The sequence below is a fragment of the Kribbella sp. NPDC050470 genome, from assembly GCF_044458365.1.
Classification (GTDB): Bacteria; Actinomycetota; Actinomycetes; order Propionibacteriales; family Kribbellaceae; genus Kribbella.
Genome location: NZ_JBITHV010000012.1, coordinates 333,704 through 357,586, shown reverse-complemented (window position 1 = coordinate 357,586; position 23,883 = coordinate 333,704). Strand labels below are relative to the sequence as shown.

Here is a 23,883-nt window from a genome sequence, read left to right as displayed (position 1 = left end):
GCACGACTGGTAAGCCGGGCTGCGATCCCGGGGGCACGAGTGATGTAAGCCAGATCGGCCGACAGCCCGGACGACGGGGTCGGTTGTACGGCGGTCGACGCGTGATGATCGCCAGGAGACGGGCGACGGAAGCTGAGTCGGCCAGCCGTTCGACCGGCGGATTCGTCGTACGACTGGCGAGGCGGCCTGTGATCACCGGCAGGTGAGACGCGAGCCGATCGCCACGAGCAGGCGGTGGAAGCTGGGTCGGTCGGCTGGTCGGTCGGTGGGGTTGGTTGCTGCGGGGAGATGCCGCGGGATCACTTCATGCTCGGGTTGTGGGCGATCGATGGCGGCTGGCGGTGAGGAGTGGGCGGGGCTGACGTGGACAGAGCCCGGGCTTTGGGCCCGGGCTCTGGTGGGGTGGTTAGTTGTACGGCGGCTGGGACTGTGGTTGGCCGCCCTGGTTGGGGTGGCTGCCCTGGCTTGGGTGGCCGCCCTGGTTGGGGTGGCCGGCTTGGTTGGGGTACTGCTGGGGGGCCGGGTGCCAGGCAGTGGCGCTGGGTTGGGTGATGGCTGGTTTGCGGCGGAGGCGGAGGAGGGCCAGAGCTCCAACTACGAGGAGGACTGCGCCGCCGCCGGAGAGGCCGGCGATCAGGGCTACCGGGGTGGTGTCGGTGGTGGGCGCCTTGCCTTGGGTGGGACCGCCGGCCTGAGGGGTGTTGCCGGATTCGGTGCCGGTGGCGGTCGGGGTGGCGGTGGGTGTGGGGGTGACTGAGGTCCCGGCCACCGGGGTCGCGCCATCTACGTACTCGGGTTTGCCGGTGCCAGGTGTGCCGACCACGCCGACGGTCAGGGTGAGCGGGACGGTGAAGGCTCGGTCGTTGTCCTTGCGGGTCAGGGAGACGGCGACGTAGTACTCGCCCGGCATCGAGGTACCGGTGTCTTGGTTGTTGGCGCCGTTGCGGTTCAGGTAGCGGATCTCCTTGGTGGTGAGCGCCTGGATCACGCCATCCTTGGACAGCACCCCGCGCTTGCCCGCTCCACCCGGCACGTTCTTCGCGAACACGGAGTACACGTCCTCGCCGATCGGGGAGATCAGCGCCGTGTCCAGGTAGCGAATGCCACCCAGCGCCTTACTGGTCGCCGCGCCGAGCTTGGGCACCGTGAACTGGGCCTGGATCCGCTGACCCCAGTCGGCCTTCACGCGGTACAGCTGAAGCTCACCCGGCATGATCGTCGTCTTGTAGCTGCCAGCCTCGAGCAACGGAGCGTCCGGGAAGCTCGATCCGGGGATGATCTCGCGCGGAGTCGAGCCGGGCATCTGGGTCCACACCGGATCGCCGGCCTCATCGGGCAGGTTCGTCGTCGAGGTCACCGGCGGCTCCTCGTCGACCCGCAGCTCGAACGGCACACCCTTGAGCTCGCGGTAGTCCTTGCCCGGAGAGACGGTCAGCACCATCTGGTCGGAATCCGCACACTCCTCCTGCCAGTCCGACCAAGTCGAGGCAGTGCCGGTCGCCAGGCCCTGGTCGCTGCCGAACACCCGCGGGTAGCTCCAGCCGCACTGGTCGCCGCCAAGGGTCTTGAGCTTCACCTCCGCCTGGATCACCAGCTCTTCGCCGGGGATGCGCCGGAAGCTCACTCCGGCTCGCAAGGTCGAGCCCTTGATGCTGCGCTTGATCAGGTAGTACTTGGCGGTCTCGTCGCCGCCGAACGTGTCCGAGTAGTGGCCTGGGGCAACCACCGGAGCGCCTTCCTGCTGCGGGCCACCGACGATCGGCGTACCGGAGATGCGGAAGGGGCGGAACGCTCGGGTGGACAGGCGGTCCAGGCCGGCCTCGAGGTCGATCGTCGAGTCGGCGTCGTAGTAGTCGCCGCGCCCCTCACGGGCGACACACTGCAGCTGGCTGCGGGCGTTCCCACCGACGCGGAAGCCGACGACGTCGATCTTCAGGTCGATGCCCTGCTTGGCGATCGATCGCGCCACCTCGCACGGATCCGGCGCGCAGGTCGCCTCGCCGTCGGAGACGAGCACGATCGTGCGCCGGCCGTCCGGACCGAGGTCCTTGGCGGCTTGCTGCAGCGCGTAGCCGATCGGGGTCTCGCCGTACGGCTTGTACTTCGCGATCGCGGCCTGCAACTGCGGCCGGTTGTTCGTCCCGATTGGCACCGTCAGCTGGGTGTCCGTGCACGCGCCGGGCTGGCTGCGCTTGAAGACCGTCGCGCCGTACACCCGCAGGCCAACCTCGGCCTCCGCCGGTAGCTTGGTCACCACGCGGCCGAGAGCCGTCCGTGCGGCGACGATCTTGGTCTGACCGTCGCCGGCCGGCTCCTTCATCGAGCCGGACGAGTCGAGCACCAGGACCAGCTTGCTGTTGCCTGGCTCCGGGTCGGCGTACGCAGATCCGGTCGTCAGGCCGGCCAGTAGGGCGGTCAGCGTGATGGCGAGGATCGCCCACACCGCGGGGCGGCGGTGTCGCTGCAGAGCCGTCATCGTTTCCTCCAGTGAGATTCGCTGCCGCAAACTCTCGCAGTTTGCAATCGCAAATGTCAACTCATTTTCGACCAGCCCTGAGCTGAGACTATCCACAGCCGGTGGGATCGACTGGAAATCTGTGTTCGCAACTGCGAAGATGGTTTGCAGTCGCTACCGAGCGGCGGCTGGAGGGATCACAGGCATGGATCAGACAGCGCACAACCTGCAGCAGCAGACCGAGCTGTACGGCGAGCCGCTCGGCGAGCTCGTCCGTCGGGTGGTCGGGCCGCTCGGGCTGACGCAAGGCGGCGTCGCGCAGGTGATCGGGATGTCCGCGCCGATGCTGTCGCAGCTGATGAGCGCGCAGCGGGTGAAGATCGGCAACCCGGCGGTGGTCTCGCGACTCAAGGCGCTCGACGACCTTGCCCATCTGGCGATGATCGGGGAGGTCGCGGAGTACGACATCGCGGCGGAGCTCGACGCGATCCGCGGTACCACCGGTGCCTTCACGCGCTCAGACACGGCCCACCTGCCGAGGGCAGGGACCGGTGCGCCCGGGGAGGCGGGTCGTGCGACCGGGGAGGTCGCTGGCGCAGCCGGCCAGGTCGCTGGTCCGGGCTCGCAGGTCGCCGGTGCGGGCGGTGCAGCCGGGCAGGTAGCCGGTGCGGGTGGTGCAGGCGGGCAGGCAGGTGGTGCGGCCGGGCAGATAGCCGGTGTAGGTGGTGCGGGCGGGCAGGCCGGGGCGGGGTCTGCGGCTGGCGCGGCGTTCGCCACTCCGCCGACGTTGGGTATCGGGGTGCAACCTCAGGCGGGGCATTCCGTGGCGGCGCCGGCGGTGTCGGCGGTGGGAGAGCCGTCGGCGCGGGCCGTCGTACGTGAGATCCAGGATCTGTTGCGGGCTGTTGCTTCGGCGGACGAGATCCAGCGGGCGGCGGCGGCGATCGCGGGTGACTCGCCCGCGCTGGCCGAATTGCTGCTGGCATACGGCACCGGCCGCACCGCCGACGCCCTCGCCCACTACGATCACCACCACGGCTGAGCCCAACCACGGCCGACCACTCCGAGCACGCCGGAGTTGGGCACGCAGTTGAGCACGCCTTCCTCGGGCACGCCCGGTTCAGCACGTCGGCCTTCAGCGCGCCCCGGTTGAGCACGTATCGCTGAGCACACCGCGGGTTGGCACGCGGCCGAGGACGCCGTGGGTTGGGCCTTCGTGGGTTGGGCCTTCGTGGGTTGGGCCTTCGTGGGTTGGGCCTTCGTGGGTTGGGCCTTCGTGGGTTGGGCCTTCGTGGTTGAGCCTCCGCGGGTGAGCCTCGGCGGGTGAGCACGCCGCAGTTGTGTACGCCGCGTTTGAGGAGGCTGGCTTCGAGCAGGCCGCGGTTGCGGCTCTCAACACTCGCACCGACATCGGAGCGGTCGATTCACCGAGGCGTGACGCTTTTCTCCACGGCGCAATAGAGCGGGTCATGGGGTGATTCGTGCCACGCCGGAGGGGCGGCGTGTGGTCGGGGTCACTTGGATTGGCGTCAATACAAGGGATTTCGCGGTCGATATAGCACGGGGTGGGTGGACATTGTGGGGGTGTCTCAGTGGGTGTCGGGGTGGAATGGCGGAAGTGGGGGTGGTGTTGGGTTCGGGGGCGGGCGGTTGGGCCTGCTTTCGACGTTCTGAGGAGATGTTGTGCGCGCGTTCAGCGGCTTTCGGCGGATCGTTGCGGTGGGAGCCGCGGTCACCCTGGCGTTCTCGATGGTTGCCTGCGGCAGCGATGGCGACTCGGCCGCGGCCGGTGACGACCTGGGGCTGATCGACGGTGGGACGCTGCGGATCGGCACGCTGACGGACGCGCCGCCGAACGTGTATGTGAAGGACGGCAAGTTCACCGGGTTCGACAACGACCTGATCACCGCGGTGGCGGCGAAGCTGAACCTGAAGCCGGAGTTCGTCGGCACCGACTTCTCCGCGCTGCTGTCGCAGGTGAACGGCGGCCAGTTCGACCTCGGCAGCTCGTCCATCACGGTCACCGAGGCGCGCAAGAAGACGGTTGCCTTCAGCAATGGGTACGACTTCGGCTACCTCGGGCTGAACACCACCAAGGACTCCGGCATCAGCACGTTCGACCAGCTCCAGGGCAAGCGCGTGGTGGTCGTCCAGGGAACCGTCCAGGACGACTACGCCACCCAGAAGAACCTGAACCCGGTCCGGGTGCCGAACTACAACGCCGCGCTCGGCCAGCTCAAGGCCGGTACGGCGGACGCGTGGGTCTCGCCGGCCGAGATCGGCGAGAAGATGGCCAAGGAGCAGGGCGGCGGCACGGTGATCCTGGCTGCCAAGGAGCTGAGTGACGCGCCGATGGCGTTCGCGGTGGCCAAGAACAACGACAAGCTGCGCGAAGCGCTGAACAAGGCGCTCGACGAGGTGATCGCCGACGGCACCTGGACGAAGCTGGTCGAGCAGTACTACCCGGGTCGCGCCGTACCGGCGAACTTCAAGCCGGGCAGCGGCACCGTCAAGTTCAGCACGCCGGCGGCCGGAAACACGCCCGCGGCCGGCAGCACGCCCGCGGCCAGCAGCAGCCCCGCAGCCGGCTGATGGACATCTGGTCCACGCTGAACGACACCTTCCTCGACTGGGGGTCGATGAAGGAAGTCCTGCCCGAGATGCTCAAGGTGGGGCTGGTCAACACCCTGATTCTGGCGGCCGCCTCGGTCGTGCTGGGCACCCTGCTCGGCATGGTCGTGGCGGTCCTCGCCCTGTCCCGCAGGCGCTGGCTGCGCTGGCCGGCGAAGGTCTACACCGACATCTTCCGCGGCCTGCCGGCAATCCTGACCATCCTGCTGATCGGGCAGGGTCTGTCGCCGATCACCCGGCACTGGTGGGGCCCGAACCCGTACCCGCTCGGCATCCTCGCGCTGTCCCTGATCGCCGCCGCCTACATCGGCGAGATCTTCCGGTCCGGCATCCAGAGCGTGGAGAAGGGCCAGCTCGAGGCGGCCCGGGCGCTCGGCTTCAGCTACACGTCCGGCATGCGCATGGTGGTCATCCCGCAAGGGGTACGGCGAGTGCTGCCGGCGCTCGTGAACCAGTTCATCGCGCTGGTGAAGGAGTCGAGCCTGGTCTACTTCCTCGGCCTGCTCGCCAGCCAGCGGGAGCTGTTCCGGATCGGCCAGGACGCGGCCGCGACCAACGGCAACCTGTCGCCGCTGCTGCTGGCCGGCATCTTCTACCTGGTGATCACGGTGCCGCTGACCCACCTGGTGAACTACTTCGACAAGCGCCTGCGTGAGGGCCGCCCGTCGGACGAGAGCAGTACGGACACCGTCGTACGGGAGGAGCTCGCGCATGCAGACCACCGTTGAGGCGGCCAGTCTCGAGGTCGAGGGCGTCGAGCTGGCGTTCGGCAGCAACAAGGTGCTGCGCGGCGTCGACCTCGCCGTACCGGCTGGGCGTACGGCGTGTGTCATCGGGCCGTCCGGGTCCGGCAAGTCGACGTTGCTGCGGGCGGTCAACCGGCTGCTCGAACCGGACGCCGGGGATGTCCGGCTGGCCGGTGAGTCGGTGCTGACGGGCAACCCGGACGAGCTGCGGCGGCGGATCGGGATGGTGTTCCAGCACTTCAACCTGTTCCCGCACAAGACCGTGCTCGAGAACATCACGCTGCCGCTGCGCAAGATCAAGAAGCTCGGACCGGAGGAGGCGCAGGCAGCGGCGCTGGAGCAGCTCGAGCTCGTCGGCCTGGCCAACAAGGCTCCGGCGCGGCCGGGCACCCTGTCCGGTGGGCAACAGCAGCGGGTCGCGATCGCGCGGGCGCTGGCGATGAAGCCCGAGGTGATGTTGTTCGACGAGGCCACGTCGGCGTTGGACCCCGAGCTGGTGAAGGGCGTGCTCGGCCTGATGGCGGATCTCGCGCAGGCCGGGATGACGATGGTCGTCGTCACGCACGAGATGGGGTTCGCCCGCGAGGTCGCCGACCAGGTCGCGTTCATGGACCACGGGGTCGTGGTGGAGTCCGGCGCGCCGGAGGAGATCTTCACCGCGGCGGAGTCGCCCCGGCTGCGGCAGTTCCTGTCCCAGGTGCTCTGAGCCCCTGGCGCGACGAACCGGGTCATCGCGCGGCGTCCGGTATCCGGGGATTGTTGACGCGGCAGCGGCGTGCCCTGCCGGGTTTTCGGTGGATCGCACCGAAAGTGGACGGGAAGTGATGACCGCCACCGCCCTGGGGGACACATGGCTTTGACGCGCGCCGGCAACCGCTTGGTCGGTCTGGCGATGATGATGGCTGTCAGCGCAGTCATCGGCACAGTCGTGGTCGCGGCAGCGCGCACACCCAGCAACCCCCAGCCCAGCCCAGCTCCACCACCATCGGCAGCAGCAGCCGCGAAGCCGGCGAAGTACGTCGTTCTGACCTTCGACGACGGCCCAGACCCCGTCTACACCCCCAAGATCCTGGACATCCTGGCGCAGTATGACGCCAAGGCGACGTTCTTCGAGGTCGGCCGCAACGTGGTGAAGCACCCGGCGCTGACCAAGCGGATCCACGACGCCGGCCACAGCGTGCAGAACCACACCTGGACGCACGCAGATCTCCGGCACCTGTCCGCGACCGCGTTCAAGAAGCAGGTCGCGGACACGGACCAGGCGATCCGTGCCCAGACCGGCCAGGTGCCGGGCTGCCTCCGGCCGCCGTACGGCGGGATCAGCAGCCAGGTCACCCAACGCGCCAAGGCCTATAACAAGCAGCTGGTCGTGTGGACCGTCGACTCACGCGACTGGACCAAACCCGGTACGGCGGCGATCGTGAAGCACGTGCTGTCCGGCGTCCAGAACGGCTCGGTCGTCCTGATGCACGACGGCGGCGGCAACCGTACACAGACGGTGGCCGCGCTGCCCACCATCCTGAAGGCCCTCAAGGCCCAGGGCTACGGCTTCCGCACGGTGACCTGCTAGGCCAGCGCTTCCACCAGGGGTACGATGTCGGCGATGGACTCGACGATGCGGGTCGGGCGGTAGGGGAAGCGGTCGACCTCGTGTTCACCGGTGGAGCCGGACAGGACGAGAACGGTGCGGAGGCCGGCTTCGAGGCCACTGATCACGTCGGTGTCCATCCGGTCGCCGATCATGACCGAAAGCTCTGAGTGCGCCTCGATCTGGTTCAGCGCGCTGCGCATCATCAGTGGGTTCGGCTTGCCGACGAAGTACGGCGCGACGCCGGTCGCCCGCGTGATCAGCGCAGCCACCGAGCCGGTCGCGGGCAACGGTCCCTCGGTCGAGGGGCCGGTCGGGTCCGGGTTGGTGGCGAGGAACCGGGCGCCGTCGGAGATCAGCCGGATCGCCTTCGTGATCGCCTCGAACGAGTACGTGCGGGTCTCCCCCAGCACGACGTAGTCCGGCGCCCGGTCGGTCAGCACGTAGCCGATCTCGTGCAGCGCCGTGGTCAGGCCGGCTTCACCGATCACGTACGCCGTCCCACCGGGACGCTGGTCGTCGAGGAACTGCGCGGTCGCGAGCGCGCTGGTCCAGATCGCGGTCTCGGGGACATCGATGCCACCGGCAAGCAGTCGGGCGCGCAGGTCGCGCGGTGTGAAGATCGAGTTGTTGGTCAGCACCAGGAACTTTCTCCCGGACTTCTGCAGCGCGGCGATGAACTCACTCGCCCCGGGGATGGCGCGCTCCTCGTGCACGAGGACGCCGTCCATATCCGTCAGCCAGCTCTCCACGGGCTTGTGCTCTGACATGGCCCCCATCGTAGTGCTCGCAAAATTGTCGGTGGGCGGCGTGAGAATGCGGGCATGGAGCTTTCCGGGTATCGCGAGCTGTGGCGCACCCGCGGCGTGATGGCGCTGCTGGCCGCGTCGCTGCTGGCGCGACTCCCGGTGCTGGCCACGATGGTGCCGGTCGCGTTCCTGGCCAAGGACCTGAGCGGATCGTTCCGCTGGGCCGGAGTCGTCGCAGCGGCCTACTCGATCGGGATGGCGATCGCAGGACCGCTGTGGGCCAGGACAGCCGACCGCCGCGGCGCGCGTGGCGTGCTCCTTGTCACCGGCATGTCCTGGAGCGTGGCGCTGGCCGCGTTGGCAGCTCTACCGGACGCGCTCTACCGGGTCATGCCGGCGCTGACCTTCCTCGCCGGCTCGCTCGTGCCACCCGTCATGCAGACGCTGCGTGCTGCCTGGCCGCGCGTGGTCCGCGGTCCAGCCCTACGGACGGCGTACGCCGTGGACGCCACCGCACAGGAGTTGTTGTTCATCGTCGGCCCGATGCTCGGGGCAACGGCTGTGAGTGTGGCGAGCCCGCGGCTCGGTGTGCTGCTCGCGGCCGCGATGTCCGCAGCCTTCATCTGGTGGTACGCGCTGCAGCAACCGGCGGCACTCCACCACGACGAGGCGAACGGGCCACGGCTGACCGCGCGGCAGTTGCTCTGGCACCGCCACCGCCTGCCGCTCATCCTCTCCTTCGGCCTGTGGGTGACGGCGTTCAACGGCATCTCACTGGGCATCGTCGCGTTCGCGGACGAGCACGGTCAGCGGCTGATCGCCGGGATCCTGGAGGCCGTCTGGGCGTTCGGCAGTCTCGTCGGCGGCGCCATCGCGGGTGCGTTGCCCGGCCGCCGTACGTCGTACCTGTGGCGAAGAGCGGCTCTGGTCACGGTCGGGATGCTGCTGTGCGTGTTCGCGACCCGGTCGCCGGTGTCGTTGGGGATCGCGCTGACGTTGTCGGGGCTGACACTCGCTCCGGCGATCGGTGCGTTGTACGAGCGTCTCGGCGCGCTCACCCCGGACACCGTGCGGACCGAGGTCTTCGGCTGGATGGGCAGTGCGGCGATGGGCGGCGCCGCGATCGGTTCGGCGGTGGCAGGGGCGATCGTCGAAAGCTACGGGGTCCGCTACGTGTGGTTGTTCGCCGCCGTGCTGGCCGCGGCGTCGTTCGTCCTGTTGCTCCGGATCCCGCCGGAGCAAGCCGCCGAGGACGTGTCAGCCAGCGGCGTCCGCAGCGAGGGTGCGTAGCTGGTCGACCATCGCGTTCGGGTTGTCGGCCGCGTACACGGCCGAGCCTGCCACGAAGACATCGGCGCCCGCGTCGGCGCAGCGCTCGATGGTGTCGACCGAGACACCGCCGTCGATCTGCACCCACAGGTCGAGGCCGTGCTTGTCGAGCAGTTGGCGGGTCCGGCGGATCTTCGGCACGCAGACGTCGAGGAACTTCTGCCCGCCGAACCCGGGCTCGACGGTCATGATCAGGATCATGTCGAGCTCGGGCAGCAGGTCCTCGTACGGCTCGATCGGGGTGGCCGGCTTGAGCGCCATCGCGGCCCGGGCGCCCTTGGCCCGGATCTCCCGCGCGGTGCGGATCGGCGCGCGGCACGCCTCGATGTGGAAGGTGACGCTCGAGGCGCCGGCCTCGACGTACCCGGGCGCCCAGCGGTCCGGGTCCTCGATCATCAGGTGGCAGTCGAGCGGGGTGTCGGTCGCCTTCGCCAGGGACTCGACCACCGGCATGCCGAGGGTGAGGTTCGGCACGAAGTGGTTGTCCATCACGTCGACGTGCAGCCAGTCGGCGTTCGACACCGCGCGCGCCTCGTCGGCCAGCCGGGCGAAGTCGGCGGACAGGATGCTCGGCGCGATCTGAATCCCCATGGGCGTCAATCTACGTGAGCCTCGACCCAGGCCAGGACCTCGGTCGTCGTCTCGACCACCTGGACGCCTGCGGGCAGCGGCGGGCGCCGGATCACGATCACCAGTAGGCCGAGCTGCCGCGCTGCCACCAGCTTCGCCGAGGTCTGCGGGCCGCCGCTGTCCTTGGTCACGAGTACGTCGATGTCGTGCTCGCGCAAGACGGTCAGCTCACCGGGGACGTCGTACGGGCCGCGGTCGAGGATCAGCTCGCACCAGGTCGGCATCGGCTCCGGCGGATCGACGCACCGGGCGAGCATCCAGACACCAGCGTCAGCGAAGGCGTGGAGGCCTTGGCGGCCGATGGTGAGGAAGGCGCGCGAGCCGATGTCGGGCAGCAGGCGCGCGGCGGCGTCGGGTGAGTCGGCCCAGTGCCAGACGTCGCCCTCGGCCGCGGTCCAGCCCGGGCGGCGGAGGACGAGGAGCGGGAGGTCGAGCTGATGCGCAGCGGCGGCGGCATGCTCGGTCATGGTGGCGGCGAACGGATGGGTCGCGTCGACCACGGCATCGACCGCGTTGTCTCGCAGCCAGTCGGTCAAGCCGTCAGCACCGCCGAAGCCGCCCCGCCGGACCGCGCCGACAGGCAGCCGTGCGTCGGTGGTGCGTCCGGCCAGCGAGGAGACGACGTCAACCCCGGAGCCAGCCAGCACCTGCGCGAGCGAGCGGGCCTCGCCGGTGCCGCCGAGCAGGAGGAGTTTCATCGAGCCCGGGCGGTCGAGTACAGGTGGCTGTCGCGGAAAGCGGTCGCTGACAAGACCTTCCCGACGATGATCACCGCGGTACGGCGGATGTCCGCAGCCCGCACCTGGTCCGCGATGGTGGCGAGCGTGCCGCGCAGGACGACCTCGTCGTCGCGGGACGCCCGCGCGACCACAGCGACCGGGCAGTCGGCGCCGTACGCCGGGGTGAGCTCCTCGACCACGCGGTCGATGACCTGGACGGCGAGGTGCAACACGAGCGTGGCGCGGCTCGCGCCGAGCGTGGCCAGGTCCTCCCCCGGCGGCATGGCCGACGCGCGGCCCGCGATCCGGGTGAGGATGACTGTCTGGCCGACCTCGGGGACGGTCAGCTCCCGGCCGAGGGTGGCCGCGGCTGCCGCGTAGGCGGGGACGCCGGGCGTCACGTCGTACGGGATGCCGAGGTCGTCGAGGCGGCGCATCTGCTCGGCCATCGCGCTGAACACCGACGGGTCGCCGGAGTGCAGCCGGGCGACGTCGAGTCCGTCGGCGTGCGCGACGGCGAGCTCGCCGATGATCTCGTCGAGGGTCAGGTTGGCGGTGTCGACCTTGCGGGCGCCGGGTGGGCAGTGGCCGAGGAGCTCGACCGGGACGAACGCGCCGGCGTACAGGCAGACCGGGGCGGACGCGATCAGGTCGCGGCCGCGGACGGTGATCAGGTCGGCGGCGCCGGGACCTGCGCCGATGAAGTGCACCCTCACTTGGTCACGCTCCAGATCGTCACGGGCATGGCGGGACGCCAGCCGGTCATGGTTCCGACCGCCGAGGCACGTTGGACATCCAACCGGATCAGGTCGCCGCCGAGGTCGCCGTACCAGCGGGCGATCAGGGTCTCGGTCTCGAGCGTCACGCCGTTCAGTACGAGCCGGCCGCCGGGGGCGAGGGCGTTCCAGCAGGCCTCGACCATCCCGGCCGCGGTCGCTCCCCCGCCGATGAAGATCGCGTCGGGGGTCTCCAAGCCGCTCAACGCGTCGGGCGCTTTGCCCAGCACGACCGCGACCGAGGCGCCGAGTGAGACCGCGTTCCGCTCCAGGCGTTTGGCTCGGTCCGGGTCGCGTTCGATCGCGATCGCACGGCAGGTGGGGTGGTGGCGGGACCACTCGATCGCGATGCTGCCCGCGCCGCCGCCGACGTCCCACAGCAACTGGCCGGGCACCGGCGCGAGCCGGGAGAGCGTGACCGCGCGGACCTCCCGCTTGGTGAGCTGGCCGTCGCTCTCGTAGGCGTCGTCCGGCAGCCCGGGCACCGTCGAGAGCAGTGGAGCGCCGGCGTCCGCCTGGCAGCGTACGGCGATCACGTTGAGCGCATCGACGTCGCCGGACAGCTCAGAGCGGATGCGCTCGGTCGGTCCGCCCAGCTGTTCGAGGACTGTGTAGGTGCTGGAGGCGTAGCCGCGCTCGGCGAGCAGTCCGGCCACCTGCGCGGGGGTCTGAGCGTCCCGGCTGAGGATCAGCAGACGCCTCCCCGGCTGAAGGTGTGGATGGAGCCGCTCGACGGGCTGGTTGACCAGACTGATCACCTGTACCTGGTCCTGCGGCCAGCCGAGACGTGCACAGGCCAGCGACACGCTCGACGGATGTGGGATCACCCGTACGGCGTCCGCGCCGAGCAGCCGGGCCAGCGTCGTACCGATGCCGTGGAACGTTGGATCCCCACTCGCCAGCACACAGACCTGCCGGCCTTGGTACTCCGACAGCAGCCTGGGCAGCGCTTCGGACAGCGGCGAGGGCCATGCGACCCGCTCGAAACCGTCGCCAGGCACCAGAGCCAGTTGCCGCGTGCTGCCCATCAGTACGTCGGCCGCCAGGACCGCGCTCTGTGCAGCGGGTGACAGCCCGTCCCAGCCGTCCGCACCGATCCCCACGACTGTCACCGGCTCAGGCATTGCCCAGCACCTTCGTCACGGTGATCTCGATGACCACCCGGCGCGGGTTGGGCCGCGGCTCACGGTAGCGCTTCGCATACCGCCGTACGGCGTCCGCCACGCGCTCCGGGTCGTCGCTGACGACCGCGCGACCCTCCAGCGACGACCACCGCCGTCCGTCGACCTGGGTGACCGAGACGGCGGCCGAGCCGGCCTTGCGGATCGTCCGGGCCTTGTGCGACGTACCGGAGCAGATCACCCGCACCAGTCCGCCCTCGACGTCCAACGTGGCACCGACCGGCGTCGAGTGCACTGTTCCGTCCGCACGGACGGTGCTCAGCACACACAGATGCCGCTCGGTCCAGAACTCGACAAGTCCGTCACTCCAAGGCACTCCGAGATCGTAGACAGACCGACCCGCCCGGCAACCAGCCGGGCGGGCCGTTGGCGCCGGACCCCTCAGACCGGCGCACGTCTCCTTACCCGATATCGCGGCGGCGGAATGTGGCCAGGCCGGTCGCTGTCAGAGCTGCGGCGATCGCCGTCAACCAGATGACCGGTGTGACGGAGAAGTGACCGCCCGGCAGCCGCGGGGTGTGGCCGTAGGGGCTGAGGTTCATCACCGCCTGCGGCAGGTCGAACAGGGCGCCGAACTGCCCGATCAGCAGGAAGATGCCGAACAGCACCCAGGCCCCCGTGACCAGCTTCGGAGCCAAGCCGAACAGTACGACGACCAGCGCGGTGACCAGCCAGATCGCGGGCAACTGTACAGCCGCGGCCGCGAGCATGCGCGGCACCTGACGGCCCATGTTGCCGAGCGAAACCCCACTGGAGATGCCAGAGCCCAGCCCGGCGACCAGAATCAGCGCAGCGGTGCCGAACAGCGCCATCAGCACATGACTGCCCAGCCACTGCGCCCGTGTGACTCCGGTCGCGAGCAGCGGCTCGGCCCGGAGCGCAGTCTCCTCAGAGCGCAGCCGCAGCGCGGCCTGGATGCCGAAGGCGGAGGCCAACAGCCCGACCATGCCCATCTCGGTCGACAGGAACGCGTCGGTGATGCCCTCGACGCCACCAAGCTTCGACACCATCTCCTTGGCGCTCTCACTGGTCACGAAGCCGTCGACGTTGCTGGCGATGTTGCCGACCAGCAGTCCGAGCAGCAGGAACGCAGCACCCCAGCCGTACAAGGAGCCTCGGTGCAGACGCCAGGCGAGCGCGAGCGGCGACCGCAGTGACGCCGACGCGGTAGCAGGCCCCGGCCGTGGTCGCACGAGACCCGCACCGACATCACGTCGGCGGATCAGCGTCATCGCAGCGAGCACGAGCACGACGAGGAACACGAGCGGCAGCAGCAGTACGGCGTACCGGTCGCCGGCGTACGCGCGGACCTGCTGGGACCAGCCGATCGGTGACAGCCACGAGACCCACTCGGACCTGCCGTCGGCGGACGAGTCACCGATCGCCCGCAGTACGTAGGCCACGCCCAGGACGACAGCGGTGAACCCGTTCGCAGCCCGAGCGCCCTCGGTGAGCTGAGCAGTCACCGCAGCGACGCCAGCGAAGGCCAGCCCGGCTCCAGCCCACTGCAGTCCAAAGGCGAACGAGCCTGCGGCGGGCAGTCCGACGCCGATCAGCGACAGGGCGGTCAGCAGGCCCAGCAGTACGACGGTCGCCGCCGACACGATCAGCGCTGCGGTCAGAGCGGCGTACCGGCCAAGGACACCCGCACTGAGCAGCTCCAGCCGGCCCGTCTCCTCCTCGGTCCGGGTGTGTCGTACGACGAGGATCGCGGCCAGCAACCCGACCAGCGCGGCGCCGAACGCGGTCAGCTTGAACAGGGACAGCTCGCCGAGCGAGCTCTCGTCGAAGATGCGGCCGTAGAGCGACACCAGGGCCGGCGACGCGTTCGACGTACGGGCCGCCTCGATGCGGGAGTTGACGTCCGGGTAGAGGTCGATCGAGGCCTGCGCCGACCCGGCCGCCATCGAGACGAACACCACGATCCACACCGGGATGAGGATCCGGTCCCGCCGCAGCGCGAGCCGCACCAGGGTCCCGGTCCCGACGAAGTCGGTCATCGGACCGCCGCCATCGGCTCGGCCTCGACCTCGTCCTCGTAGTGCCGCAGGAACAGCTCCTCCAGCGTCGGCGGCTGCGCGACCAGGCTCTTGATCCCGCTCGCGGACAGCTGCCGCATCACCGCGTCCAGCTGGGCGGTGTCCACCTCGCACCGGACCCGGTTGCCCTCGACATCGAGGTCGTGGACGCCGGGCAGCGACGCCAGGCCGTTCGGCGACCCGGCCAGCTCGGCGTGGATCGACGTACGGGTGAGGTGACGCAGGTCGGACAGCGTGCCGGTCTCCACCACCTTGCCGCGGCGGATGATGCTGATCCGGTCACACAGGGCCTCGACCTCGGACAGGATGTGGCTCGACAGCAGCACGGTGCGGTCGCGCTGGCGCTCCTCCTCGATGCACTGCCGGAACACCTCCTCCATCAATGGGTCCAGGCCGGACGTCGGCTCGTCCAGGATCAGCAGCTCGACGTCACTGGCCAGCGCGGCGACCAAGGCGACCTTCTGCCGGTTGCCCTTCGAGTAGGTGCGGCCCTTCTTCGTCGGGTCGAGGTCGAACCGGCGCAGCAGGTCGTCCCGCTTCTTCGCGTCCAGCCCGCCGCGCAGCCGGCCGAGCAGGTCGATCACCTCGCCGCCGGTCAGGTTCGGCCAGAGGTTCACGTCACCGGGGACGTAGGCGAGCCGGCGGTGCAGCTTCGCCGCGTCGTGCCACGGGTCGCCGCCGAGCAGCGAGACATCGCCGGCGTCACCGCGCAGCAGCCCGAGCAGCACCCGGATGGTGGTGGACTTCCCGGCGCCGTTCGGCCCGAGGAACCCGTGCACCTCACCGGTCCTGACCTCCAGGTCGAGACCGTCGAGGGCGTGCGTACTCCCGTACGACTTGTGCAGTCCTGAGACCACGATGGCTGATGTCATGATTCATAACGTACACTTCATTCAGAAGATTGTGAATCTTACTAACACGGTTCTCACACGATCGGTGGATCGGTCACCACAGAGGGGATGATGGGGCGGTGAGTGCACAACGAGACGACGAAGCCGTCCGGCGGTACGCCGAGCAGTTCGGCAACCTGCTGGCCGACACGGGCTGGCCGCGGATGGCCGCGCGTGTGTTCGCCGCCATCCTGTCCAGCGAGGACGGGCGGATGACCGCAGCCGAGCTGTCCGACCAACTGCAGGCGAGCCCCGCCGCGGTCTCGGGCGCGGTCAACTACCTGCTCCAGCTCCGCCTCGCCAACCGCGAACGCGAACCCGGCAGCCGCCGCGACGTCTACGTCGTCCAGGACGACGCCTGGTACCAGACCATGATGAGCGAGGACCAGGCCCTGGTCCGCTGGGCCGCCTCCCTCCAGAAGGTCCTCGACGCCGCCGGCGAAGGCACCTCCGCCCACCGCCGCATCCGCGTCTCCCTCGCCTTCATCGACTTCATCGGCGCAGAAGTCAAAGGCCTCAGCGAACGCTGGGTAAAACGCAAAGCCGAACTAGACGCCGAACTAAACGCCGAGTACGGCGCCTAGCCATCGCGTCACGCCGTACCTCGGACACCACGTGGGGACCTCGGACATCTGGTCAGATGTCCGAGGTCCCCGTTTCGTGTCCGAGCTACCTCGCGAAGTTGTCCACAGGTGACGGATGCGCGGCGGAGGGGTGGGGAGAACGGCGGCATGTTGTTGGGTGTGAATCCGAAATTGAAGGTGACGGTAGAACGGCGGCAGGGGTGGTTCAGGCGGAGCGATGTGATGGCGGCGGGGTACAGCGACGCGGAGCTGCGGAGGCGGCTGCGTCGGGGGCAGTGGGCGAGACTCAGTCGTGATGCCTTCGTCGAGCGGAGTGAGTGGCCGGTGGACGAGCCGCCATGGGAGCGGGCGAGGAGGCTGCACCTGCTGGCTGTCCGGGCCGTGACGGATCGGCTCGAGAACGTCGTCGTCAGCCATCAATCGGCGGCTGTTGTGCATGGCCTGCCGACCTGGGGTCTTGACCTCCGTCGGGTCCACGTGACCCGATCGACAGGGCGCATTCGGTCCAGCGAAACGCTGTCGGTGCATCGGTCCCCGCTGGAGGCAGACGAGATCACAGAGGTCGGCGGTGTGCGCGTGACGACCGTCGACCGAGCGATCACGGAGGCGGCGTGCACCGCGTCGTACGAGGTCGGCGTTGTCCTCGCTGACGCAGCGCTCCGGGACGGGCTGACCTGCTCCGAGCGGCTCGTCCGGACCGCGGATCGCCATCAGCATTGGGCCGGGTCACCCGCAGCGCGTGCCGCGGCGCGATTCGCCGACGGGCTGAGCGAATCGGTCGGCGAGTCCCGGCTGCGCGTCCTGATGGACAACTGCCAACTGCCGGAGCCACGCCTCCAGGTGGAGATCCTCGCGGATGACCGCCAACTGATCGGCCCGGGTGGATTTCCTCCTGCCCGGCGAGCTGGTCGTCGAGTTCGACGGCGCCCTGAAGTACGGCGAGACCGCCGAAGCCGTCATCGCCGAGAAGTGGCGGGAGGACCGCCTCCGCGAGCACGGGTACCAGGTCGCCCGCGTGATCTGGCCGGACCTGGATCGCCCCCGCGCCACCGCCGCGCGGCTGCTGCGCCGGCTGGCCTGACCCGTGGACAGCATGCCGGGACCTCGGACATCTGGTCAGATGTCCGAGGTCCCCATGCGGTGGACCAACCGGCTAGCGGAGGGTGCCGTTGGCAACTATGTCGAGGTTTCGTTGGAGGAGGGGGTTGATGCGGTCGCCGCGGGGTTTGGAGTTGGGGAGGTGTACGGCGTTGCCGTCTACGGGGCCGTTGACGGGGTAGACGGACAGCTCGGCGGGGAGGGGGGAGGTGCCGCAGAGCTGGTTCTTGCCGGGGAGTTCGCCGGTGAAGACGAAGGTGTCGCCGATGGCTTCGGCACAGGCGGAGGCGGACCCGACGTACTGGCCGTGCTGGCCCTCGTCGTCGATGGCGACGAAGCGGGTGGCCTTGGCGGTGTCCTTGTGGGTGCGCAGTGCGCCCTCGTACGCCGTCGCCGGGTCGAGCTCACCCTGGATCATCAGCATCCGCGGCGAGCCCTTCAGGTCGAGCTTGCGGTCCTGCGGCGCGTACGGCCAGAAGGCGCAGAACGGCACGCCGTTCATGTAGCCGAAGAAGTCGTACCTGGCGGCCATCCGGTCCGCCTCGCGCAAGTAGAACCGCGGGTCGGCGTTCCACCTGGTGTCGTTGCAGCGGACCGTCGTACCGACGGCGCCGAGGTTGACCACGGCGTCCCCGGACGACTTCGCCGCGGCCTCGCGGGCATCGGCGAGGATCGAGTGCGTCGAGTCCACCTTGACGGCGGCCGCGGTCGCGGCGGGCGCCGGCGTCACACCGTACCGGGCGCGCATCGCGGCGAGGGTCTCGAACGCCTGCAGCTCCGGTGAGATCCGGGCCCAGGCGCGATCGACGTGCCGGAGCTCGATGTCGCCCGAGGCCGACGGGTCCTTCAGGTACTCGTCGTGGACCAGGATGTCGAGCGTCGCCCGGATGAACCGGACGTTGCCGTACTGGGTGCTGTAGATCGTGCCGTCCAGGTCGTCACCGCGCACCGTCGAGGTGCCGGCCTTGACCAGCTTGACCAGCCCGGCGCGGATCGCGTTGTAGTTGCCGCGAACCTGCTTGAAGGTGCTGCCCAGGCCGTCGATCTGGTCGGCGTGCCGGGCGATCCACGGGAACAGCTGGGTGTCGCGCCGACGCTGGCCGGAGAACGGGTCGAAGTTCACGTTGTCCCACTGGGTGTGGGTCCAGTCCATGTTCGAGTCGATCACGAACCGGCCGACCTTCGACGGGTAGGTGTCGGCGTACCAGCCGCCGAGCCAGGTGCCGTAGCTGTAGCCGATCAGGTTCAGCTGCCGGGCCTTGAACAGCGCCCGCAGGAACTCCATGTCGTAGACCGTCTGCTGGCTGCTGACGAACTGGCCGAACTCGGTGGCCGAGCACGCCTCGGCGAACAGCTTCGCCTCGGCCACCTCGACCTGGTGGGTCTGCCGGGTGCGTTCCTTGAAGTCCGGCGTGGTCGGCAGCGCGTTCAGCTTCTCGGTCGTGGTCAGGCACTGCAGCGGGGTGCTCTGGCCGAACCCGCGCGGGTCGAAGCCGAGCAGGTCGAAGTCGCTGAACAGCCGGGTCTTCTCGATCGCCAGCGACGCCGACAGCGTCAGCCCGGCGCCACCCGGTCCGCCCGGGTTGGTGGTCATCAGGCCCTTCGACGTCCCGGTGGCCTTGCTGTAGGCGATCGCGACCTCGACGTCGGGGTGCGCGTCCGGGTTCGCCCAGTCCATCGGGACCTTGACCTTCGCGCAGTTCGTGGTCGGCGCCTGCGGGTACAGCTGCTTGACCTGGGCGTCGAACGCGCAGACCTGCCAGTTGACCGGCTGGTCGAGGTACCGCTGCGGGATGGACGGGACCGGCGGGTCCACCGGGCCTCTGGCCGCGGGCGCCGCCGCTGCCGAACTGATGGCCACCTGCGGTACGACGAGTGCCGCAGCCAGGGCCAGTGCGATCTTGGGAAGTCTGATCACGCTGCCAACTCCTGTGGGTCCGGGCGGGTTCAGGAACAGCAACGTAAGCCGGATCGGGCCGTCAGCAACACCCGTCGACCGAAGGTCAAGGGCAATCCCTAAAGTTCGTAGAGAGTGAAGATCGTGCAGTACATCGGTGGTGACTCCAGTCCGGGGTAGTACAGCCGGCCGGCGTCGTCGGTGATCTTGAAGTACGCCGTCGACGCGCCGACCTGCGACGGCGCCTGCATCGTCATCGACACCGTCACGATCTCCCCCGGTACGGCGTCCGGCAGCCGAGCGCGATGTGGTGATCGCAGCCAGCCCGGCGTCCCGGCCGCGCCCTGCCGGGTCAGCCAGCGGTCGCGCCACGGCCGTTCACCGCTGTTCCGGACCTCCCACGTCTTCTCGAACTCCTCGTCCCGGCACACCCGCGTCCCGTCCGGCACCGTCTCCCCCACCAGCTCGGCCCGGTCGTCGGGGTGGTGGTCGATCGGAACGGATCCGCCGAGCAGCACCGGCTGCACGTGCCGGCGCATGTCCCGCAGCGACACGTCGCGACTGGCCCGTACGGCGGCGTCCAGCTCCATCAACTGGTTGACGAGCGCCTGGCCGGCGCCGAACGAGGCGTCGTACCACTCGATCAGCTCGCGGCTGGGCTTGGTGTGGCCGCGCTCGACCCGGGACAGGTGGCCCTTGTCCCAGCCGGACAGGGCGGCGGCGCGCGACAGCGGTACGCCGGCCGCTTCCCGGAGCTCACGCATCCGGCAGCCGATCACAACACGAGCCTGTGCTGGCCTCACGGCGCACTCCCGAATCGATCGTTGCCCACTGCGACAACACCGTAACCCTCTGATTCTCTGAAAGTCAGTGCCAGTTCGCCACCCACTGAGCGAAAAGGACAAACATCATGCGTACCGCCCTCTTGCGCAGCACCGCCCGCCTCACCGCCATCACCCTGCTCGGCGCCGGCGCCCTGGTCGGCGCGGGCACCCTGCCCGCACACGCCGCCACCGGCACCGTGGTCACCGATAGCGGGGTCGGCGTGACCATCCGATCCGGTAACGCCACCAGCTTCAGCGCGGTCGGGACCCAGCCGAACGGCCCGGTCGAGATCGACTGCCAGCTCTACGGCGAGCCGGTCACCGGCAAGTTCGGCCGCAGCCTGATCTGGGACCACGTCCCCGGCAAGGGCTTCATCTCGGACGCGTACGTCGACACCGGAAGCTCCGGCCTGGTCGCCCCGCTGTGCGCGAGCAACCCGCGGGCCGACAAGTCCATCGCGTGGTACGCGGCCCGCAACGGCTCGACGGCGTACCAGGGGTACTGCGAAATGGCAGCCGAGAACTCCTACGGCAAGACCGGGATCTACGCCTCCGCCAAGGCCAACTGGAACGACGCCGTCGCCCGCGGCGCCGCCCACCGCGGTGACCTGAACCCGCCGAAGGGCGCCCTGGTGTTCTGGGACCTCGCCGCACCGTACGGCCACGTCGGAGTGGCCCGCGGTGACGGCTACTTCTGGGCCACCAGCGTCGGCGGCAAGATCGGGCTGGCCAAGCTCCCGTACTTCAGCAACTACCTCGGCTGGGCCTGGCCGAACTTCTGAGCCACCCGATCTCGAGCACCTGGACGCGCGTTCCGCCCCTCACGCGTCCAGGTGCTCGATTCTGTCCAGCCAGTCCGCCACCAGCGCGTGGTAGACGGCCTTGCTCTGCACAGGCAGCCCATGGCCTTCCTGGTCGAGCACGACATAGGTGGCACGGGGGTAGTCGTCGAGGATCGACCAGGCGTCGGCGTAGCCGGTCATGGTGTCCTGGCGACCGGTCACGATCAGCGTCGGCCCGTCGAAGCGCGTGGCCGGGTCCTCGCTGAGCGCGTAGGTGCGGATGTCGGACTGGATGCGGTCCAGGAAGTCGAAATCCGCGGCCGCGTCGGCGACGTCGTAGTACTTGCGCTCCTTGTCGAGCACGGCGGGCGTCCTGGCAACGTCCTCGGCCGGCAGCGTCCGTTGCGTGCGGTCGGCGATGATGCCGGGCACGCGGAGGAGCAGGCCGAGGACGCGGGACGGGTCGCGCTTGACGATTGCGCGGGACTGCAGGCCGCCGGCCGACGTACCGGCGAGGGCGAAACGCGCGCCGCCGGCGAGCTCGTCGATCAGGCCGAGCATCGCCCCGACCATGCCGTCCTGGTCCGTGATCGACGGATCGGCCGGAGACTTGCCGGTCCCCGGTGGATCGACGTAGATCCGCCGCCACCCCTCCCGGCCGGCGAACACCGGCTCATGGAAGTCGCGACCCTCACCGGCGTCGCCGCCCCAGCCGGGCAGGAAGAAGATCGGCCGGCCGTCACCGAAGCTCTCGTAGTGCACCCGGCGACTATAACCACGGCGGTTCGCTTCAACGAGCCCTTCTCTTCCGGGCAGAATCCACCGGGCGCTCGCCCGAACCGCGTGGGATCAGCGCGCACGGCAGCACGATCCGCTGCGGCGGCCGGTTGTCGGAACCGGAAGCCCGGTCCAGCAGCAGTTGAGCCGCGTTCCGCCCGAGCTCGTGGATGTCGGAGGCAACGACCGTCACCGGGGTCGGCAGCATGTCGGCGAGCCGGAAGTCGTCGAACCCGACCACGGCCGGCTCCTGGCCGACCTCCTGCAGCGCCCGCAGCACACCCTCGGTGAGGAAGTTGGTCGAGGCGAACAACGCGGTCGGCGGATCCGGCCGCAGCATCAGCTCGAGGGTCGCCTTCTCGGCGGCCGCGGCGTTGCCCTCCGGCAACTGGACGACAAGCGACTCGTCGACCTCGATCCCCGCGGACCGATGCGCCCGCCGGTACCCGCGCAGCCGCCGCCCGGTCGTGTAGTACGACGGGGCCAGCAGCATCGCGATCCGTTCATGCCCCTGCTCCAGCAGGTGCTCGGTCGCGAGCCGGCCACCACCCTCGTTGTCGACCATCACGATGTCTGCCTCGATCCCGTGCGCCGGCCGGTCGACGAACACCACCGGTACGCCGGCGCCGGCCAGGAACGAGTGGTCACCCTGGTCCGGCACGATCATCAACCCGGCGACCTGGCGGCTGACCAACTCCTGGATCGCCCGCTTCTCGCCCTCCGGGTCCTCGTCCACACTGCCCAGTACGACGGCGAACCCGGACTGCCCGGCGACCTCGAGGGACGCCTTCGCGATGGTCGCGTAGAACGGGTTGGTCAGGTCGCCGAGCACCAGCGCCAGACTCGACGACTTCTTGCCCGGCCGCAGCGCGCGGGCCACCTCGTTGCGCTGGAAGCCGAGCTCGGCGATCGCGGCCCGGACCCGCTGCGCGGTCTCCTCCCGGACACCGTGGCCGCCGTTCACCACCCGCGACACGGTGCCCAGCCCGACCCCGGCCCGGCGGGCCACGTCGATCATCGTCGGGCGGCTCGCCTCAGGTTGCGTTGGAAACGTTTCGGACACGGGGTTGACTTCCTTTTCACGACACGGCATCGTCACCCCACAGTAAAACCTTGGAAACGTTACCGTCCAGGAGGCCGGGTGAGTCTTTCGTCTCGCGGCGGATCGAGCCGGGTACGCCGTGCCCGTGGCGGACCGCAGCCGACGCGCCGGGCCCGTGCCGGCGGCATGAGTCGCAACGCTGGCTCCGACACGAAGGCGGCGTACCTGTTCATCGCCCCGGCGATCATCGGGTTCACCGTGTTCGTGGTGTATCCGCTGATCCGCTCCTTCTACCTCTCGCTGACCCGGTACAACGGCCTGAGCGATCCGGTCTTCGTTGGCCTGGGCAACTTTCGCCGGCTGTTCACGGTGGACCCGGCGTTCTGGCCGTCGTTGCGTGCGACGGCGTACCTGGTGGTGCTCTACGTGCCGTTGTCGCTGATCATCGGGCTGGCGCTGGCGATGTTCTGCAACCAGCGGTTCGCCGGGGTGCGGATCGTCCGCACGCTCGCCTACCTGCCCGTCGTCCTCCCGGTGGTCGCGACCATCACGCTGTGGAAGTTCATCCTCAACCCGCAGGTCGGCCTGCTGAACACGGTGCTGGACCGGCTCGGCCTGCCGACCAGCCAGTGGCTGCAGAGCTCGACGATGGCGATGCCGTCGATCGTGCTGGTGATGCTGTGGGGTGTCGGCGGGACGATGATCATCTTCCTCGCCGCGCTGCAGGCGGTGCCGACCGAGCTCTACGAGGCGGCCCGGGTGGACGGCGCCGGCTCGTGGCCGGTGTTCTTCCGCATCACGCTGCCGATGATCAGCCCGATCATGCTGCTCCAGGTGATCCTGCAGACCACGGCCGCCCTGCAGACGTTCAACCAGCCGAAGATCCTCACCGGCGGCGGACCCGGCTTCAGCACCAACGTGCTGATGCTGGCGATCTACAACAACGGCTTCTCCAACCTCGGCCGGGTCCCGCAACTCGGGTACGCGTCGGCGCAGGTGTGGGTGCTGTTCGTGCTGATCATCGCCGTCATCGCCCTGACCGCGAAGTTCTCCTCGCTCTGGACCTACAGTGACAACACTCCCGACTGACGTCGCCGCCCCGGTCGCCCCGACGACGGAGCAGCCCTCGTCGCCGCGACCGAAGAA

General features: G+C 69.4%; 23 protein-coding genes and 1 pseudogene. 11 read left to right on the top strand and 13 right to left on the bottom strand.

Annotated features, from left to right (window positions below; translation table 11 throughout):
• Nucleotides 1–406 precede the first annotated feature (406 nt).
• Nucleotides 407–2,476, bottom strand: coding sequence for a VWA domain-containing protein (locus ACIBGM_RS35285; RefSeq protein WP_396388005.1), 2,070 nt, complete (start codon nucleotides 2,474–2,476; stop codon nucleotides 407–409).
• Nucleotides 2,477–2,660: 184 nt separating this feature from the next.
• On the opposite strand from ACIBGM_RS35285, the gene ACIBGM_RS35280 reads away from it, so the two are divergent.
• The 5 genes from ACIBGM_RS35280 (at nucleotide 2,661) to ACIBGM_RS35260 (ending at nucleotide 7,402) form a co-directional block, all read left to right on the top strand.
• Nucleotides 2,661–3,497, top strand: coding sequence for a hypothetical protein (locus ACIBGM_RS35280; RefSeq protein ID WP_396388004.1), 837 nt, complete (start codon nucleotides 2,661–2,663; stop codon nucleotides 3,495–3,497).
• A gap of 641 nt (nucleotides 3,498–4,138) precedes the next feature.
• The gene (locus ACIBGM_RS35275) at nucleotides 4,139–5,047 is read left to right on the top strand and encodes an ABC transporter substrate-binding protein (protein ID WP_360535538.1); all 909 of its coding nucleotides are present in this window, start codon (nucleotides 4,139–4,141) and stop codon (nucleotides 5,045–5,047) included.
• Nucleotides 5,047–5,814, top strand: coding sequence for an amino acid ABC transporter permease (locus ACIBGM_RS35270; RefSeq protein WP_396388003.1), 768 nt, complete (start codon nucleotides 5,047–5,049; stop codon nucleotides 5,812–5,814). Before ACIBGM_RS35275 ends, ACIBGM_RS35270 begins: the two co-directional genes overlap by 1 nt.
• Nucleotides 5,798–6,538, top strand: coding sequence for an amino acid ABC transporter ATP-binding protein (locus ACIBGM_RS35265; RefSeq protein ID WP_396388002.1), 741 nt, complete (start codon nucleotides 5,798–5,800; stop codon nucleotides 6,536–6,538). The genes ACIBGM_RS35270 and ACIBGM_RS35265 overlap by 17 nt, the downstream gene beginning before the upstream one ends.
• A gap of 144 nt (nucleotides 6,539–6,682) precedes the next feature.
• Complete coding sequence (locus tag ACIBGM_RS35260; RefSeq protein WP_360535532.1) at nucleotides 6,683–7,402, top strand: polysaccharide deacetylase family protein; 720 nt, start codon at nucleotides 6,683–6,685, stop codon at nucleotides 7,400–7,402.
• Here ACIBGM_RS35260 and ACIBGM_RS35255 read toward each other — a convergent pair.
• Nucleotides 7,399–8,199 carry an HAD-IIA family hydrolase gene (locus tag ACIBGM_RS35255; RefSeq protein ID WP_396388001.1) on the bottom strand — a complete coding sequence of 267 codons (801 nt, stop codon included), beginning with the start codon at nucleotides 8,197–8,199 and terminating at the stop codon, nucleotides 7,399–7,401. The two genes, ACIBGM_RS35260 and ACIBGM_RS35255, sit on opposite strands and share 4 nt — an antisense overlap.
• Before the next feature lie 45 nt (nucleotides 8,200–8,244).
• Between ACIBGM_RS35255 and ACIBGM_RS35250 the strand changes: the two genes are divergently transcribed.
• A complete protein-coding gene (locus ACIBGM_RS35250) occupies nucleotides 8,245–9,459 on the top strand; it encodes an MFS transporter (protein ID WP_396388000.1) in 1,215 nt (404 codons plus the stop codon).
• Here ACIBGM_RS35250 and rpe read toward each other — a convergent pair.
• From rpe to ACIBGM_RS35215, 7 genes are all read right to left on the bottom strand, one after another.
• On the bottom strand, nucleotides 9,427–10,089 hold the full coding sequence (gene rpe, locus ACIBGM_RS35245) for a ribulose-phosphate 3-epimerase (protein ID WP_360535526.1): 663 nt from the start codon (nucleotides 10,087–10,089) through the stop codon (nucleotides 9,427–9,429). The two genes, ACIBGM_RS35250 and rpe, sit on opposite strands and share 33 nt — an antisense overlap.
• Before the next feature lie 5 nt (nucleotides 10,090–10,094).
• Nucleotides 10,095–10,826, bottom strand: coding sequence for a cobalt-precorrin-6A reductase (locus tag ACIBGM_RS35240; RefSeq protein WP_396387999.1), 732 nt, complete (start codon nucleotides 10,824–10,826; stop codon nucleotides 10,095–10,097).
• On the bottom strand, nucleotides 10,823–11,563 hold the full coding sequence (cobM, locus tag ACIBGM_RS35235) for a precorrin-4 C(11)-methyltransferase (RefSeq protein ID WP_396387998.1): 741 nt from the start codon (nucleotides 11,561–11,563) through the stop codon (nucleotides 10,823–10,825). Before cobM ends, ACIBGM_RS35240 begins: the two co-directional genes overlap by 4 nt.
• A complete protein-coding gene (gene cbiE / locus ACIBGM_RS35230; RefSeq protein ID WP_396387997.1) occupies nucleotides 11,560–12,747 on the bottom strand; it encodes a precorrin-6y C5,15-methyltransferase (decarboxylating) subunit CbiE in 1,188 nt (395 codons plus the stop codon). The genes cobM and cbiE overlap by 4 nt, the downstream gene beginning before the upstream one ends.
• A complete protein-coding gene (locus ACIBGM_RS35225) occupies nucleotides 12,740–13,120 on the bottom strand; it encodes a PPOX class F420-dependent oxidoreductase (RefSeq protein ID WP_360535518.1) in 381 nt (126 codons plus the stop codon). The genes cbiE and ACIBGM_RS35225 overlap by 8 nt, the downstream gene beginning before the upstream one ends.
• A gap of 85 nt (nucleotides 13,121–13,205) precedes the next feature.
• Nucleotides 13,206–14,804 (bottom strand): ABC transporter permease, encoded by a 1,599-nt coding sequence (locus tag ACIBGM_RS35220; RefSeq protein WP_396387996.1) that lies wholly within the window; start codon nucleotides 14,802–14,804, stop codon nucleotides 13,206–13,208.
• Nucleotides 14,801–15,715: an ATP-binding cassette domain-containing protein gene (locus ACIBGM_RS35215; protein ID WP_396387995.1), complete on the bottom strand. Its 915-nt coding sequence runs from the start codon at nucleotides 15,713–15,715 to the stop codon at nucleotides 14,801–14,803. The genes ACIBGM_RS35220 and ACIBGM_RS35215 overlap by 4 nt, the downstream gene beginning before the upstream one ends.
• Before the next feature lie 98 nt (nucleotides 15,716–15,813).
• On the opposite strand from ACIBGM_RS35215, the gene ACIBGM_RS35210 reads away from it, so the two are divergent.
• The 3 genes and pseudogenes from ACIBGM_RS35210 to ACIBGM_RS35200 all read left to right on the top strand — a co-directional run bounded on the left by ACIBGM_RS35210 (nucleotide 15,814) and on the right by ACIBGM_RS35200 (nucleotide 17,398).
• On the top strand, nucleotides 15,814–16,317 hold the full coding sequence (locus ACIBGM_RS35210; protein WP_360535514.1) for a MarR family transcriptional regulator: 504 nt from the start codon (nucleotides 15,814–15,816) through the stop codon (nucleotides 16,315–16,317).
• Nucleotides 16,318–16,464: 147 nt separating this feature from the next.
• Nucleotides 16,465–16,599: pseudogene (locus ACIBGM_RS35205) on the top strand (type IV toxin-antitoxin system AbiEi family antitoxin domain-containing protein); the annotation flags it as partial.
• Between the two features lie 598 nt (nucleotides 16,600–17,197).
• Complete coding sequence (locus ACIBGM_RS35200; protein WP_396388045.1) at nucleotides 17,198–17,398, top strand: hypothetical protein; 201 nt, start codon at nucleotides 17,198–17,200, stop codon at nucleotides 17,396–17,398.
• Between the two features lie 72 nt (nucleotides 17,399–17,470).
• Here ACIBGM_RS35200 and ACIBGM_RS35195 read toward each other — a convergent pair whose 3' ends face one another.
• Both ACIBGM_RS35195 and ACIBGM_RS35190 read right to left on the bottom strand, forming a co-directional pair.
• Nucleotides 17,471–19,333: an alpha/beta hydrolase gene (locus ACIBGM_RS35195; protein ID WP_396387994.1), complete on the bottom strand. Its 1,863-nt coding sequence runs from the start codon at nucleotides 19,331–19,333 to the stop codon at nucleotides 17,471–17,473.
• Nucleotides 19,334–19,431: 98 nt separating this feature from the next.
• Nucleotides 19,432–20,115 carry an NBR1-Ig-like domain-containing protein gene (locus ACIBGM_RS35190; RefSeq protein ID WP_396387993.1) on the bottom strand — a complete coding sequence of 228 codons (684 nt, stop codon included), beginning with the start codon at nucleotides 20,113–20,115 and terminating at the stop codon, nucleotides 19,432–19,434.
• A gap of 107 nt (nucleotides 20,116–20,222) precedes the next feature.
• Here ACIBGM_RS35190 and ACIBGM_RS35185 point away from each other — a divergent pair, with 107 nt between their 5' ends.
• The gene (locus tag ACIBGM_RS35185; RefSeq protein ID WP_360532899.1) at nucleotides 20,223–20,918 is read left to right on the top strand and encodes a CHAP domain-containing protein; all 696 of its coding nucleotides are present in this window, start codon (nucleotides 20,223–20,225) and stop codon (nucleotides 20,916–20,918) included.
• A 39-nt stretch (nucleotides 20,919–20,957) separates the two neighbouring features.
• Here ACIBGM_RS35185 and ACIBGM_RS35180 read toward each other — a convergent pair whose 3' ends face one another.
• Both ACIBGM_RS35180 and ACIBGM_RS35175 read right to left on the bottom strand, forming a co-directional pair.
• Nucleotides 20,958–21,680: an alpha/beta hydrolase gene (locus tag ACIBGM_RS35180; protein WP_360532896.1), complete on the bottom strand. Its 723-nt coding sequence runs from the start codon at nucleotides 21,678–21,680 to the stop codon at nucleotides 20,958–20,960.
• A gap of 28 nt (nucleotides 21,681–21,708) precedes the next feature.
• Nucleotides 21,709–22,713, bottom strand: coding sequence for a LacI family DNA-binding transcriptional regulator (locus ACIBGM_RS35175; protein WP_396387992.1), 1,005 nt, complete (start codon nucleotides 22,711–22,713; stop codon nucleotides 21,709–21,711).
• Between the two features lie 210 nt (nucleotides 22,714–22,923).
• On the opposite strand from ACIBGM_RS35175, the gene ACIBGM_RS35170 reads away from it, so the two are divergent.
• The gene (locus ACIBGM_RS35170; RefSeq protein WP_360532890.1) at nucleotides 22,924–23,826 is read left to right on the top strand and encodes a sugar ABC transporter permease; all 903 of its coding nucleotides are present in this window, start codon (nucleotides 22,924–22,926) and stop codon (nucleotides 23,824–23,826) included.
• The last annotated feature ends 57 nt before the right edge of the window (nucleotides 23,827–23,883 follow it).

What these genes read in the sequence shown, in the direction of transcription:
- cbiE (WP_396387997.1), bottom strand. Translation starts at nt 12,747, where the DNA reads ATGCCTGAGCCGGTGACAGTCGTGGGGATCGGTGCGGACGGCTGGGAC.
- ACIBGM_RS35175 (WP_396387992.1), bottom strand. Translation starts at nt 22,713, where the DNA reads ATGATCGACGTGGCCCGCCGGGCCGGGGTCGGGCTGGGCACCGTGTCG.
- ACIBGM_RS35215 (WP_396387995.1), bottom strand. Translation starts at nt 15,715, where the DNA reads ATGACATCAGCCATCGTGGTCTCAGGACTGCACAAGTCGTACGGGAGT.
- ACIBGM_RS35220 (WP_396387996.1), bottom strand. Translation starts at nt 14,804, where the DNA reads ATGACCGACTTCGTCGGGACCGGGACCCTGGTGCGGCTCGCGCTGCGG.
- ACIBGM_RS35285 (WP_396388005.1), bottom strand. Translation starts at nt 2,476, where the DNA reads ATGACGGCTCTGCAGCGACACCGCCGCCCCGCGGTGTGGGCGATCCTC.
- ACIBGM_RS35185 (WP_360532899.1), top strand. Translation starts at nt 20,223, where the DNA reads ATGCGTACCGCCCTCTTGCGCAGCACCGCCCGCCTCACCGCCATCACC.
- ACIBGM_RS35260 (WP_360535532.1), top strand. Translation starts at nt 6,683, where the DNA reads ATGGCTTTGACGCGCGCCGGCAACCGCTTGGTCGGTCTGGCGATGATG.
- ACIBGM_RS35255 (WP_396388001.1), bottom strand. Translation starts at nt 8,199, where the DNA reads ATGGGGGCCATGTCAGAGCACAAGCCCGTGGAGAGCTGGCTGACGGAT.
- ACIBGM_RS35250 (WP_396388000.1), top strand. Translation starts at nt 8,245, where the DNA reads ATGGAGCTTTCCGGGTATCGCGAGCTGTGGCGCACCCGCGGCGTGATG.
- ACIBGM_RS35240 (WP_396387999.1), bottom strand. Translation starts at nt 10,826, where the DNA reads ATGAAACTCCTCCTGCTCGGCGGCACCGGCGAGGCCCGCTCGCTCGCG.
- rpe (WP_360535526.1), bottom strand. Translation starts at nt 10,089, where the DNA reads ATGGGGATTCAGATCGCGCCGAGCATCCTGTCCGCCGACTTCGCCCGG.
- ACIBGM_RS35265 (WP_396388002.1), top strand. Translation starts at nt 5,798, where the DNA reads ATGCAGACCACCGTTGAGGCGGCCAGTCTCGAGGTCGAGGGCGTCGAG.
- ACIBGM_RS35270 (WP_396388003.1), top strand. Translation starts at nt 5,047, where the DNA reads ATGGACATCTGGTCCACGCTGAACGACACCTTCCTCGACTGGGGGTCG.
- ACIBGM_RS35280 (WP_396388004.1), top strand. Translation starts at nt 2,661, where the DNA reads ATGGATCAGACAGCGCACAACCTGCAGCAGCAGACCGAGCTGTACGGC.
- ACIBGM_RS35170 (WP_360532890.1), top strand. Translation starts at nt 22,924, where the DNA reads ATGAGTCGCAACGCTGGCTCCGACACGAAGGCGGCGTACCTGTTCATC.